Genomic DNA, 14415 nt, shown 5'->3' with positions numbered 1-14415 from the left:
TGTGGAAATGTCACAGCTGTCTCCACGCCGTCCGTATCTGCTGCGTGCCTTCTATGAATGGCTGCTGGACAACCAGCTTACGCCGCACCTGGTAGTGGATGTGACGTTGCCTGGCGTGAACGTTCCCATGGAATATGCACGCGACGGGCAAATCGTGTTGAACATCGCTCCGCGTGCGGTAGGTAACCTTGAACTGGCTAACGACGAAGTGCGTTTTAACGCGCGTTTCGGCGGTGTGCCACGTCAGGTTTCCGTACCGCTGGCTGCTGTACTGGCTGTCTATGCGCGTGAAAACGGTGCGGGTACGATGTTTGAGCCGGAAGCGGCTTATGACGAAGACGTCGCCAGCCTCAACGATGAAGACGGTTCTACCGGAAGCGAAAGCGAAACGGTGATGTCGGTCATTGATGGCGACAAACCCGATCACGATCATGATAATGATCCTGATGACGACCCGCCGCCACGCGGTGGCCGTCCGGCGCTACGCGTCGTGAAATAATATAACAGGCCCGATGGGCCTGTTTTGCTATCCGGGGGCTTTCGCCCGGCCAAAAATCCTGTGATATGATGATTGTCTTCACCGATTGTCACTCTTCTGACACGAGTTGTTATGAAACCATTTGATCTTCAGGCGGAAAACTCAACCGAGACTCCCGGGCGCACTCTGCGTCGACGACCTTTGGCGCGTAAAAAACTCTCCGAAATGGTGGAAGAAGAGCTTGAGCAAATGATCCGCCGCCAGGAGTTTACGCAGGGCGAACAACTCCCCTCAGAACGCGAGCTGATGGAGTTTTTCAACGTGGGTCGCCCTTCCGTGCGAGAAGCACTGGCCGCGCTGAAGCGCAAAGGGTTGGTGCAAATTAATAACGGGGAACGCGCTCGTGTCACCATGCCGTCTGCGGATACGATCATCAGTGAACTCTCCGGTATGGCCAAGGATTTCCTTACCCAGCCGGGTGGGATTACGCATTTTGAACAGCTTCGCCTGTTCTTCGAATCAAGCCTGGTGCGTTACGCGGCGGAATACGCCACGGATGAACAGGTCGATCAACTGGCAAAAGCGCTGGAGATCAACAGCCAGTCGCTGAACGACAATGCACTCTTTATCCGCTCGGATGTCGATTTTCATCGCGTGCTGGCGGAGATCCCCGGCAATCCTATCTTTATGGCGATCCACGTTGCCCTGCTTGACTGGCTAATTGCCGCCAGGCCAAAAGTGTCGGACGCCGACCTTTACCAGCACAACGATGTCAGCTATCGGCAGCATATTACGATCGTTGATGCGATCCGCCGCCGCGATCCTGATGAAGCCGATCGTGCGCTGCAAACCCATCTCAATAGTGTCTCCGCAACCTGGCACGCCATCGGCCAGGGATCAAAAAAGAAAAAATAACGATCCTTTAGTGAAGCAGATCGCAATATAAGCGTTCTGTATGGGGTGCTGATTATTTGATCTGGTATAACAGGTATAAAGGTATATCAATAAACCAGACCCGTAATCACTTGAGGTATCTATGGCAAAGCATTTAAGTGGCGTAATGGCTGCACTCCTGACCCCGTTCAACTCTCAACAGGCGCTCGATAAAGAGAGTCTGAGACGTCTTGTCCGGTTCAATATTCAGCAGGGAATTGATGGCCTGTATGTCGGCGGGTCAACGGGCGAAGCCTTTGTGCAAAGTCTCTCCGAGCGCGAGCAGGTTCTGGAAATCGTGGCGGAAGAAGCAAAAGGCAAAGTGACGCTTATTGCCCATGTCGGTTGCGTCAGTACCACGGAAAGCCAACAGTTAGCGACCGCAGCCAGTCGCTTTGGTTTTGACGCTGTGTCGGCGGTCACACCGTTTTACTATCCCTTTAGCTTTGAGGAACATTGTGACCACTACCGTGCAATTATTGATTCGTCGGATGGTTTGCCGATGGTGGTCTACAACATTCCGGCGCTGAGCGGAGTGAAGCTGACGCTGGATCAAATCAATACTCTGGTCACGCTACCGGGTGTTGGAGCGCTGAAACAAACGTCGGGCGATCTCTTCCAGATGGAGCAGATCCGCCGTGCGCATCCGGATCTGGTGCTCTACAACGGTTATGACGAAATTTTTGCTTCCGGTTTGCTGGCAGGTGCGGATGGTGGGATCGGCAGTACCTACAACATCATGGGCTGGCGCTACCAGGCAATTTCTAAAGCGATCCGTGAAGGAGACAACGCGACGGCACAGCGCCTGCAAAGCGAGTGCAACCGCGTTATCGATCTGCTGATCAAAGTCGGTGTTTTCCGTGGCCTGAAGACGGTACTGCATCACATGGATGTCGTGTCTGTTCCTCTGTGCCGCAAACCCTTCGCACCGGTGGATGAGCAGTACCTGCCAGAGCTGAAGGCTCTTGCAAAGCAATTGATGGCTGAGAAGGCGTAAATGCGTTGCCCGGCGGCGCAACGTCGCCGGGCTAAACAGACAATGTAGAGCGTCGGGAGAGTGAAATGAGTATTTCTACCCAAGGCATCCCGTGGTACCGCCATCTTAGCCGCCCGCAGTTGCGCGCATTCTCCGCCGCCTGGTTGGGATATTTGCTTGATGGCTTCGATTTTGTGTTGATGGCGCTGGTTTTAACAGAAGTAAAAAGTGAATTCGGATTAAACACGGTGGAGGCGGCAAGCCTGATTTCTGCTGCCTTTATCTCGCGCTGGTTTGGTGGGCTATTGCTCGGCGCGATGGGCGATCGTTATGGACGCAAGCTGGCGATGATCACCAGTATCGTTCTCTTTTCCTGCGGCACGCTGGCGTGCGGATTTGCGCCGGGCTACGTCACGATGTTTATTGCCCGTATGGTGATTGGCATGGGAATGGCGGGAGAATATGGCTCCAGTGCAACCTATGTGATTGAAAGTTGGCCGAAACATCTGCGTAATAAAGCCAGCGGCTTTTTAATCTCCGGTTTTTCTGTCGGTGCCGTGGTTGCGGCGCAGGTTTACAGCCTGGTTGTCCCCGCGTGGGGCTGGCGCGCGCTGTTCTTTATCGGCATTTTGCCCATCATTTTCGCCCTGTGGCTGCGTAAAAACATCCCGGAAGCGGAAGACTGGAAAGCGAAGCACGAAGGCAAAGCGCCGGTGCGCACGATGGTCGACATCCTCTATCGCGGGAAGCATCGCGCGATCAATATCGCCATGACGCTCTTCGCTGGCACTGCGCTGTGGTTTTGCTTTGCCGGAGAGCTAAACAACGCCGGGCTGGTGATGATTCTTGGGTTACTCTGCGCCTGCGTCTTTATCAGCTTTATGGTGCAAAGCAGCGGGAAACGCTGGCCGACGGGAGTCACGCTGATGGTCGTCGTATTATTCGCGTTTCTCTATTCGTGGCCGATTCAGGCGCTGCTGCCGACCTACCTGAAAACGGATCTGGGATATGACCCGATGATGGTCGCGCATGTCCTGTTCTTTAGCGGCTTTGGTGCGGCAGTGGGCTGCTGCGTGGGTGGTTTTCTCGGTGACTGGCTGGGGACGCGCAAAGCCTATGTCTGCAGCCTGTTAGCCTCTCAACTGCTCATCATCCCGGTGTTTGCGATCGGCGGTTCCAGTATTTGGGTTCTGGGCTTGCTGCTCTTCTTCCAGCAGATGCTGGGGCAGGGGATCTCCGGCATTCTGCCAAAGCTGATTGGCGGCTATTTCGATACTGACCAACGTGCGGCGGGTCTGGGTTTTACCTATAACGTCGGGGCATTAGGTGGCGCTATCGCACCGATCGTTGGCGCGTTGCTGGCTCAGAGGCTAGAGCTGGGCACGGCGCTGGGATCGCTTTCGTTTGGTCTGACGTTTGTGGTCATCCTGCTGATAGGGCTTGATATGCCATCGCGCGTTCAGCGCTGGATTCGACCTGAGGCGCTACGCACTCACGATGCCATTGATGGTAAACCGATGAGCGGGGCGATTCCGTTTGGCACGCTCAAAAGCAAACATGAGGCCGTGAAATGACCACGCTGGCGATCGATATTGGCGGCACAAAACTGGCCGCGGCGCTGGTCGATGATGCCTTACGTATCCGTGAGCGACGAGAGATGGCGACACCTGCCAGTAAAACCGCAGCGGCCTTAACGGCAGCCTTGCAGCAGCTCGTTACACCGTTAGCCGCGCAGGCACAGCGCGTGGCAATCGCCTCTACGGGGATTATCCGGGAGGGAACGTTGCTGGCGATTAATCCTGATAACCTGGGGGGACTGCTCCACTTCCCGCTGGTCCAGACGCTGGAGGCCATCACCGGCTTACCTGCGATGGCGGTAAACGACGCGCAGGCGGCTGCGTGGGCGGAATATCATGCGCTGGAAGCCGATACGCAAGATATGGTGTTCATTACCGTTTCGACCGGCGTAGGCGGTGGCATGGTGCTGCGTGGCGCATTACAAACGGGAACCGGAGGCCTTGCCGGCCATCTCGGCCATACGCTTGCCGATCCGCACGGCCCGGTTTGTGGCTGTGGTCGTCAGGGGTGTGTAGAGGCCATTGCGTCCGGTCGCGGGATTGCGGCCCAGGCAGATGGAGAACTGAAAGGGCTGGATGCGAAAGCCATTTTCGGCCATGCGGCGAACGGCCACCCGCAAGCCATTGAGATCGTCACACGTTCTGCGCAGACCCTGGCACGGTTAATTGCGGATGTGAAGGCCATGACCGATTGCCAGACGGTTGTGGTTGGAGGCAGCGTTGGCCTTGCTGAAGGATATCTGCAACGCGTGACACACTATCTGGCGCAGCAGCCGTCGATCTACCATGTGGAAGTCCGCCCGGCCCGGCATCGCCACGATGCTGGTTTACTGGGCGCGACATTACTGGCTCAGGGAGCACAATGATGATGATGGGCGAAGTTAAGTCACTCTCCTCGTCGGGATTACCTTCGGTGCTGATTGACGCACTCACGTTGGCTATCGCAGAGTGGCCGCAGGATAAAGCGCCGGGTCGCTATGAACTCCGGGGTGAAGATGTGTTCATGAACGTCATGACGTTTGCCACCCAGTCGCCGGAACTTAAAAAAGCAGAGCTGCATGAGCAATATATTGATATTCAGCTGTTGCTGGCAGGCGAAGAGCGGATTCTCTTTGGCCCGTCAGGCTCGGCGCGCCAGTGTGATGAAAGGCACATTGAGGACGATTATCAGCTCTGTAGCGCGATTGAAGGTATGCAGATGCTGGATTTGCTACCGGGAATGTACGCGATTTTTATGCCGGGAGAACCGCATAAGCCGGGCTGTATCGTGAGGGAGTCGGAAGAGATAAAGAAAGTGGTGGTGAAAGTTCGCGCCAGTCTGCTGAGCGCTTAAAAAAAACCGGATGGCATTGCCATCCGGTTGTCTTTTACACTTCCAGGTAGTTCATGATGCCTTCAGCCGCTTTACGGCCTTCGGCAATCGCGGTCACGACAAGGTCTGAACCGCGAACGATATCACCACCGGCGAAGATTTTCGGGTTGCTGGTCTGGAACGCATTTTCGCTGCCTTCAGGTGCAATCACGCGGCCTTGTGAATCCAGCTCAACGCTGTGTTTCGCCAGCCACTCCATGCTGTGAGGACGGAAACCGAACGCCATCACCACCGCATCGGCCGGAACCACATGCTCGGAGCCAGCCACGATTTCAGCACGGCGACGCCCTTTGGCATCCGGTGCGCCCATCTCGGTGCGCGCCATCTTCACGCCGCTCACTTTCCCGTTGGCATTCACTTCAATACCCAGCGGCTGAACGTTGAACTGGAACTCCACGCCCTCTTCACGCGCGTTTTTCACTTCGCGTTTGGAGCCAGGCATGTTCTCTTCGTCACGACGATAAGCGCAGATAACGTGCGTTGCGTTCTGACGGATTGAGGTACGCACGCAGTCCATCGCGGTATCACCGCCGCCCAGTACCACCACGCGTTTGCCTTCCATGGTGACGTAAGGCGCTTCGGTGGTTTCACCAAAGCCCATCATCTGCCTGGTATTGGCAATCAGGAACGGCAGTGCGTCAAACACACCCGGTGCATCTTCGTTTTCCAGACCGCCACGCATCGACTGATAGGTGCCGACACCGAGGAACACGGAGTCGTACTCTTTCAGCAGATCGTCGAGCTGAACATCCCGACCCACTTCGATATTGAGTTTGAACTCAATACCCATGTCGGTGAAGATTTCACGACGACGCGTCATCACCTCTTTTTCCAGCTTGAAGGCCGGAATACCAAAGGTCAGCAGGCCGCCGATCTCCGGATGACGATCGAACACCACGGCTTTTACGCCATTGCGGGTCAGCACGTCGGCACACGCCAGACCAGCCGGACCTGCGCCGATGATCGCCACGCGCTTGTCAGTCTGACGCACGCCGGTCATGTCCGGACGCCAGCCCATCTCAAACGCTTTATCATTGATATAGCGCTCGATATTACCGATGGTGACCGCGCCAAACTCATCGTTCAGCGTACAGGAACCTTCGCACAGACGGTCCTGCGGACACACGCGGCCACAGACTTCCGGCAGCGTGTTGGTCTGGTGCGACAGCTCGGCGGCTTCGAAAATACGCCCTTCGTTGGCCAGCTTCAGCCAGTTCGGAATGTAGTTGTGGACCGGACACTTCCATTCGCAGTAAGGGTTACCGCAGGACAGGCAGCGATCTGCCTGCGCCTTGGCCTGGCCTTCTGAAAACGGCTCGTAAATTTCAACAAATTCAATTTTACGGATCTTCAGCGGTTTCTTTGGCGGATCAACGCGCTGCAGGTCGATAAACTGGTATACGTTCTGACTCATTGCTACCCCTTACTGCGCCTGCACACGCAGCTCTGCTGCGCTACGACTACGGTGACCCAACAGTGCCTTAACATCGCTGGACTTCGGTTTAACCAGCGCGAATTTCGCCGAGAACGCTGGCCAGTTCGCCAGGATCTCTTCACCGCGCGAAGAGCCGGTATGCTGCACGTGTTCGGTAATCAGACCGCGCAGATGCTCTTCGTGAATGGCGAGCGTTTCTACGTCCAGCACTTCTACCAGCTCCGGGTTCACGCGTTTGCGGAACTCACCGTCTTCGTCCAGGACATAGGCGAAGCCGCCGGTCATACCTGCGCCGAAGTTAACGCCGGTTTTGCCCATCACGCAGACAATCCCGCCCGTCATGTATTCACAACCGTTATCACCGATACCTTCGACAACGGTAATAGCACCGGAGTTACGCACCGCAAAGCGCTCACCCGCACGCCCTGCGGCGAACAGACGACCCCCGGTGGCACCATAGAGACAGGTGTTACCGATAATGCTCGCTTCGTGGCTGCGGAACGCGGAACCTACCGGAGGACGTACCGCCAGCAAACCGCCCGCCATGCCTTTGCCCACATAGTCGTTGGCATCGCCGGTCAGATACAGCTCAACGCCGCCAGCGTTCCAGACGCCGAAACTCTGTCCCGCCGTTCCGCTGAAGTGCGCGGTAATAGGATCGGCAGCCAGACCCTGATCGCCATGCGTTTGCGCGATATAGCCAGAAAGTGTCGCCCCCACAGAACGGTCAGTGTTGCGAATATCGAACCAGAACGTCTTGCTCTGTTTCTCATCGACGTATGATTTTGCCTGCTGCAGGAGCTGCGCATTCAGCACGCCGTTATCAAACGGTGGGTTTTTCTCGGTGCAGTAAACGGCTTTGCCCGCATGTGGCTCGGCGGTTTCCAGAAGCCGTGAAAGCTCCAGCTTCTGCTGTTTGGCGGTGAAACCTTCCAGCTCTTTGAGCAGATCGGTACGGCCAATCAGATCCACCAGGCGTTTAACGCCCAGCTCTGCCATCAGCTCGCGGGTTTCGCGGGCGATAAATTCAAAGTAATTAGTCACTTTGAACGGCAGGCCGTGGTAGTGGTTCTTACGCAGTTTCTCGTCCTGGGTTGCCACACCGGTTGCGCAGTTATTCAGGTGGCAAATACGCAGATATTTACAGCCCAGCGCCACCATCGGTCCGGTGCCAAAGCCAAAGCTCTCTGCACCCAGAATTGCCGCTTTGATGATGTCGAGACCGGTTTTGAGGCCGCCATCCACCTGCAGACGGATCTTGTGACGCAGGCCATTAGCCACCAGCGCCTGTTGTGTTTCCACCAGGCCCAGCTCCCACGGACAGCCCGCGTATTTCACGGAAGAGAGTGGGCTTGCGCCAGTCCCGCCGTCGTAGCCCGCAATGGTAATGAGGTCCGCGTAGGCTTTCGCCACACCGGTGGCGATAGTGCCCACGCCCGGTTCGGAAACCAGCTTCACGGAGATCATCGCTTTCGGGTTGACCTGTTTAAGATCGAAAATCAGCTGCGCCAAATCCTCGATAGAGTAGATATCGTGGTGTGGCGGTGGGGAAATCAGCGTTACGCCCGGTACGGAATAGCGCAGTTTGGCGATGTACGGGGTGACTTTGTCGCCCGGCAACTGACCGCCTTCGCCCGGCTTCGCACCTTGAGCGACTTTAATCTGAATCACGTCGGCGTTGACCAGGTACGCTGGCGTCACGCCAAAGCGACCAGAAGCCACCTGCTTAATGCGCGACACTTTATTGGTGCCATAACGCGCAGGATCTTCACCGCCTTCACCGGAGTTCGAGTTGCCGCCGATGCTGTTCATCGCTTCGGCCAGCGCTTCGTGTGCTTCCGGGCTGAGTGCTCCGATCGACATCGCTGCGGTATCAAAGCGTTTGTACAGCTCACTTGCCGGTTCAACGTCGTTAATGTTGACCGTTTCGCCATTCGGGGTCACGGCCAGCAGGTCACGCAATGTCGCCGCCGGACGCTCGTTAACCAGTCTGGAATACTGCTGATAATCGCTGTATTCGCCGCTCTGAACCGCCTGCTGCAGGGTACGCACCACGTCAGGGTTGTAGGCGTGGTATTCACCGCCGTGAACGTATTTCAGCAAGCCGCCCTGATCTAACGGTTTACGTGCCAGCCATGCGCGTTTCGACAGGTTCAGCAGATCCTGCTGGAAGTCAGAGAATCCTGCGCCGCCGATACGGCTGATCACGCCCTGGAAGCAGAGATCTGCGACATCATCATGCAGACCAACCGCTTCGAAGAGCTTCGAGCAGCGATACGAAGCGATGGTTGAGATGCCCATTTTGGACATGATTTTGTACAGACCTTTATTGATGCCGTTACGGTAGTTCAGCATCACGGTACGGTAATCTTTTTCGATAGCGTGGCCATCGACCAGCTTCGCCAGCGTTTCGTAGGCCAGATACGGGTAGATAGCCGTCGCGCCAAAGCCCAGCAGCACAGCGAAGTGGTGCGGGTCGCGGGCGCTTGCCGTTTCAACAATGATGTTGGCGTCACAGCGCAGGCTCTTATCCACCAGACGGGTCTGGATAGCGCCCACCGCCATCGGTGCCGGAACCGGCAGGCGATTCTTCGCGATATTACGGTCAGACAGCACCAGCAGAACGGTACCGTTTCGCACCATCTGCTCGGCTTTATCGCACAGGCCTTTCACCGTCTCTTCGAGGGTCGCTTCGGTCACGTCGAAGGTAATATCGAGCGTGTCGGCGCGGTAGTGCTCCTCAGTCATGGTGGTGAGCTGTTTAAAATCGGAGTACAGCAGAATCGGCGACTTAAAGCTCAGGCGGTGCGCCTGGCCTTCGGCTTCGCAGAAGACGTTCATCTCGCGACCGATACTGGTCGCCAGCGACATCACATGCGCTTCACGCAGCGGATCGATTGGCGGGTTGGTGACCTGCGCAAACTGCTGGCGGAAGTAGTCGTAAATGATGCGTGGCTGGCTGGAGAGCACGGCAAACGGGGTGTCATCACCCATTGAGCCGACCGCTTCCTGGCCGTTTTCGCCGAGCACGCGGATCACGGAATCCAGCTCTTCGGCGCTGTAGTTAAACTGTTTCTGGTAGCTGGCGAGGGTATCGTCGTCCAACTCGCGGCTGCCGACTTCTTCGTTCGACAGATCTTCGAACGGCACCAGACGGCGGACGTTTGTCTCCATCCACTCTTTGTACGGATGGCGGCTTTTCAGATCGTCATCGGTTTCCGCCGAGTGCAAAATGCGCCCGCTGCGGGTGTCGATAACCATCAGTTCGCCAGGGCCGACGCGACCTTTCTCAACCACTTCGTCAGGCTGGTAATCCCAGATGCCTACTTCAGAAGCGCAGGTGATCAACTTATCTTTGGTGATGACGTAGCGCGCCGGGCGCAGACCGTTACGGTCGAGGTTACAGGCGGCGTAGCGTCCGTCGGACATAACGATGCCCGCCGGGCCATCCCACGGCTCCATGTGCATGGAGTTAAAGTCGAAGAACGCGCGCAGGTCCGGGTCCATATCCGGGTTGTTCTGCCAGGCTGGCGGAACAAGCAGACGCATCGCACGTACGATATCCATCCCGCCTGCCAGCAGCAGTTCCAGCATGTTATCCATCGAGCTGGAGTCAGAGCCGGTTTCGTTAACGAATGGCGCGGCGTCATGCAGATCCGGGATCAGTGGAGTTTGGAATTTATAGGTACGCGCACGCGCCCACTGGCGGTTACCGGTGATGGTGTTGATCTCACCGTTATGCGCCAGGTAGCGGAAGGGCTGAGCCAGCGGCCAGCGTGGTACGGTATTGGTGGAGAAGCGCTGGTGGAACAGGCAGATGGCCGATTCCAGACGCAGGTCCGCAAGGTCCAGGTAGAAGCGCGGCAGATCCGCCGGCATACACAGACCTTTATAGATGTTCACCAGATTCGAGAGGCTACAGACGTAGAACTCTTTATCGTCCAGCAAACGTTTTTCGATGCGGCGACGGGCAATGAAAAGGCGGCGCTCCATATCGCGCGGACGCCAGCCCGCAGGCGCATTGACAAAAATCTGTTCGATACGTGGCAGCGAGGAGAGGGCGATTTCACCGAGCACCCCTTCGTTAGTTGGCACATTGCGCCAGCCGACAATCGACAGGGTTTCGCGTTGAAGTTCTTCTTCAACGATGCGGCGGGAAGCGGCGGCTTTTTCTGGATCCTGATTCAGGAACAGCATGCCGACAGCGTAGTTTTTGGCTAAACGCCAGCCGCGCTCTTGCGCAACGATCCGGAAGAAACGATCCGGTTTTTGCAGTAGCAGACCACAACCGTCGCCGGTTTTACCATCAGCGAGGATGGCACCACGGTGCTGCATACGGGCCAGTGCGTGTATAGCGGTACGCACTACCTTGTGGCTAGGTTCGCCTTCTATGTGGGCGATCAGGCCGAAACCACAGTTATCCTTCTCAAGGGATTTATCGTACAACATATCAGTGAACCTCCCCAGGCTCTTCGGGACTCCCCACTGAACCGTGGCGCACAGGCACAGAAAGAGCGCGGCGACGGGGTTTGCGTGTCATACGCGTACCTCGCATTCGCCCTCTTCATTTCCTTTTTCGCACAGGTCAAACAAGTTTGAGGACTTGCTTCAGAGGGAATCTCAATTACTGCATAAATATGATAAGCAGGCTGCTTATCCAGAAAGCTTCCAGCGGATTTCCAACTTATCGGGAATTGATACACAGGTCAAATGGCAATCTTATTTATACAAAAATGTGCTAAAGGCTGGTTAAAGCAATGATTAAAAAGAAAAAATGACAGGTTTTATCTCGACAAAACCCTGGGGGAAGCGGCAGGAGAGTGTGATCTGACTCACTGTATGAAAGCGGTATTATCAATGTTCCGTGCTGAATAGACGAATTAATGCAGAATATTACTCTGGCATGATGCTCTAACCCACATAATCTCACTGTTTTACAGCGATGGCGGGTTAAATGAAAAAAACCATCAGAACATAAGGAAAAGTAATCGCCGGCTCTGTGAATGAAATTGCAGTTATAGTGAGTTTTTATTCAAAATGATAATAGCCGTCCAGGGCGATTGATCCAGGTCATCGCCGAATGAGGCTAAAAATGGCAGGCTTGTCCCCTTTCATCGGGGCGGTCTATCAGATTATGCAGTTACAGAAATTAGTCAATATGTTTGGTGGGGATCTTTCACGTCGATACGGACAAAAGGTTCATAAGCTGACGCTGCACGGCGGTTTTAGCTGCCCTAACCGTGACGGCACTATCGGGCGTGGCGGTTGTACTTTCTGTAATGTGGCCTCTTTTGCTGATGAAGCGCAGCAACACCACTCAATTGTGGAGCAGCTGGCCCATCAGGCGAGTCTGGTCAATCGCGCGAAGCAATATCTCGCCTATTTCCAGGCCTACACCAGCACCTGGGCAGAAGTGCAGGTATTGCGCTCCATGTATCAGCAGGCCGTGAGTCAGGCCAGCATTGTCGGTCTGTGCGTGGGGACTCGCCCGGACTGTGTACCGGAAGCGGTGCTGGATCTGCTGAGTGAGTATAAAGACCAGGGTTATGAAATCTGGCTCGAACTGGGGCTGCAGACGGCACATGACAAAACACTGCATCGTATCAACCGCGGTCACGACTTTGCCTGTTATCAGCGTACCACCCGGCTTGCGCGCGAGCGTGGGCTGAAAGTGTGCTCACATCTGATTGTCGGGCTACCCGGCGAAGGGCAGCAGCATGGTCTGGAAACACTCGAAAAAGTTGTTGAGACGGGCGTCGATGGCATCAAGCTACATCCGCTGCACATAGTGAAGGGCAGCATAATGGCAAAAGCCTGGGAAGCGGGCCGGCTCAGTGGGATTGATCTTGAAGAGTACACCGTGACGGCGGGCGAGATGATTCGCCACACGCCGCCAGAGATTATCTATCATCGCATTTCTGCCAGCGCCCGCCGTCCAACATTGCTCGCCCCGCTATGGTGTGAGAATCGCTGGACGGGAATGGTTGAGCTGGACCGCTATTTAAATGCGCACGGCGTACAGGGATCGGCATTAGGCACACCGTGGATTTCTCCGTTATCGGCGTCGCCCTCCTAATAAACTTCCCAGCATGCCGCGCACAATTTGATTTGTAACCTGCCGCGCGGCACTTTTCGCCATCGTCTGCACTACGCCATCGCGTTTACCGCCTCGTGGCCCGGTACTACCGAACAGAATATCCTTCAGCCCACCGAGAATACCGTCATCAACGGCAACGCCTCCCGCTTTAGTGGCCGGTGCTTCCTGCCGATCGGTCGTCTCCTGGACGCCTTTCTGGAGCATTTCGAATGCAGACTCTCTGTCCATGTCCTCTTCGTATTTACCATAAACGGGAGAATGATTAATTAACCCGTTGCGTTCGTCTTCTGTGACTGGCCCCATACGCGAGCAGGGGGCAATGACCATCGTGCGCTCGACAACGGACGGACTACCTTTGCTATCGAGAAAGGAGATGAGCGCTTCGCCCGTTCCGAGCGCCTGGATAGCCTGCTCAGTATCAAAGGCCGGATTGGCGCGCATCGTTTGGGCCGCCGCTTTCACGGCCTTTTGATCTTTAGGCGTAAAAGCACGCAGGGCATGCTGCACGCGGTTACCGAGCTGCCCCAGGACATTATCCGGAATGTCCGAGGGATTCTGCGACACAAAATAAACGCCAACGCCTTTAGAGCGGATCAGGCGGATCACCTGTTCAATCTTATCGAGCAAGACTTGGGGCGCATCGCTAAACAGCAGATGCGCTTCGTCAAAAAAGAAGACCAGTTTGGGCTTGTCCAGATCGCCGGCTTCGGGGAGTTGTTCATACAGTTCAGACAGCATCCACAGCAGGCTGGCCGCATAGAGTTTAGGCATCTGATAGAGCTTTTCGGCGCTCAGAATATTGATAATGCCTTTACCGCTACTGTCGGTGCGCATCCAGTCTTTGATATCCAGCATTGGCTCACCGAAGAAGTGTTCCGCGCCCTGCTGCTCAAGGTTGAGTAATCCCCGCTGTATCGCTCCTACTGACGCGCTGCCGATATTACCGTACTGATTCTGGAAAGATTTAGCGTTATCACCGATGTACTGGGTAATGGCGCGCAGATCTTTGAAATCGAGCAACAGCAGGCCCTGATCGTCAGCCACCCGGAAAATGATATTGAGTACGCCCGACTGTACATCGTTAAGATTGAGAAGCCGCGCCAGCAGCAAGGGACCAAGATCGGAGACGGTGGCGCGCACCGGATGACCTTTCTCACCAAAAATATCCCACACCACCACCGGGTTTGCCTGCGGCTGCCAGTCGGTCACACCGATATTTTTGAGTCGCTCAAGGAGTTTCTCTGACGCCGTGCCTGCCTGCGCGATCCCGGTTAAATCGCCTTTCACATCGGCCATAAAAACCGGTACGCCAGCCGCTGAAAAAGACTCAGCCAGCTTTTGCAGTGTGACGGTTTTCCCCGTTCCCGTGGCACCGGTAATCAGCCCGTGGCGATTTGCCATTCCAGGCAGTAAGAACAGCTCTGTATCCGGCGTCCGGGCAATCAGCAGTGGTGTACTCATGATGCGCTTCCTCTCTTTGTCCTGCGTGGAGTATAGGCAACCTGACGATAAAATGAGTGAGCAAAATCCTGAGTTTGCGGCGCATT

10 protein-coding genes are annotated in these 14415 nt (G+C 55.6%); 7 read left to right on the top strand and 3 right to left on the bottom strand.

What is annotated here, in order from left to right:
• The first annotated feature begins 1 nt into the window (after position 1).
• The 6 genes from sspB to nanQ all read left to right on the top strand — a co-directional run bounded on the left by sspB (position 2) and on the right by nanQ (position 5297).
• Positions 2-499 carry a ClpXP protease specificity-enhancing factor gene (gene sspB, locus SOM82_RS18440; protein WP_320460924.1) on the top strand — a complete coding sequence of 166 codons (498 nt, stop codon included), beginning with the start codon at positions 2-4 and terminating at the stop codon, positions 497-499.
• A 111-nt stretch (positions 500-610) separates the two neighbouring features.
• A complete protein-coding gene (gene nanR / locus SOM82_RS18435) occupies positions 611-1393 on the top strand; it encodes a transcriptional regulator NanR (protein WP_154126452.1) in 783 nt (260 codons plus the stop codon).
• Positions 1394-1514: 121 nt separating this feature from the next.
• The gene (gene nanA, locus SOM82_RS18430) at positions 1515-2408 is read left to right on the top strand and encodes an N-acetylneuraminate lyase (RefSeq protein ID WP_320460923.1); all 894 of its coding nucleotides are present in this window, start codon (positions 1515-1517) and stop codon (positions 2406-2408) included.
• Between the two features lie 65 nt (positions 2409-2473).
• Positions 2474-3961, top strand: coding sequence for an MFS transporter (locus SOM82_RS18425; RefSeq protein WP_154126450.1), 1488 nt, complete (start codon positions 2474-2476; stop codon positions 3959-3961).
• Positions 3958-4830 (top strand): N-acetylmannosamine kinase, encoded by an 873-nt coding sequence (nanK, locus tag SOM82_RS18420; protein ID WP_320460922.1) that lies wholly within the window; start codon positions 3958-3960, stop codon positions 4828-4830. The genes SOM82_RS18425 and nanK overlap by 4 nt, the downstream gene beginning before the upstream one ends.
• Positions 4830-5297 carry an N-acetylneuraminate anomerase gene (gene nanQ / locus SOM82_RS18415; protein ID WP_320460946.1) on the top strand — a complete coding sequence of 156 codons (468 nt, stop codon included), beginning with the start codon at positions 4830-4832 and terminating at the stop codon, positions 5295-5297. Before nanK ends, nanQ begins: the two co-directional genes overlap by 1 nt.
• A gap of 34 nt (positions 5298-5331) precedes the next feature.
• Here nanQ and SOM82_RS18410 read toward each other — a convergent pair whose 3' ends face one another.
• Both SOM82_RS18410 and gltB read right to left on the bottom strand, forming a co-directional pair.
• Complete coding sequence (locus tag SOM82_RS18410; RefSeq protein WP_154126448.1) at positions 5332-6750, bottom strand: glutamate synthase small subunit; 1419 nt, start codon at positions 6748-6750, stop codon at positions 5332-5334.
• 9 nt (positions 6751-6759) lie between these two features.
• Complete coding sequence (gene gltB, locus SOM82_RS18405) at positions 6760-11220, bottom strand: glutamate synthase large subunit (RefSeq protein WP_320460921.1); 4461 nt, start codon at positions 11218-11220, stop codon at positions 6760-6762.
• Between the two features lie 685 nt (positions 11221-11905).
• Between gltB and mnmL the strand changes: the two genes are divergently transcribed.
• Entirely contained in the window at positions 11906-12847 is a 942-nt protein-coding gene (mnmL, locus tag SOM82_RS18400; RefSeq protein WP_320460945.1) for a tRNA modification radical SAM protein MnmL/YtqA, read from the top strand.
• Here mnmL and SOM82_RS18395 read toward each other — a convergent pair.
• Positions 12827-14329: a helicase HerA-like C-terminal domain-containing protein gene (locus SOM82_RS18395; RefSeq protein WP_320460920.1), complete on the bottom strand. Its 1503-nt coding sequence runs from the start codon at positions 14327-14329 to the stop codon at positions 12827-12829. The two genes, mnmL and SOM82_RS18395, sit on opposite strands and share 21 nt — an antisense overlap.
• Between the last annotated feature and the right edge of the window lie 86 nt (positions 14330-14415).

The sequence above is a fragment of the Lelliottia sp. CFBP8978 genome (assembly GCF_034046055.2).
Taxonomy (GTDB): domain Bacteria; phylum Pseudomonadota; class Gammaproteobacteria; order Enterobacterales; family Enterobacteriaceae; genus Enterobacter.
The sequence above is the reverse complement of the archived record's forward strand: the minus strand, read 5'-3'. Positions and strand labels throughout refer to the sequence as shown.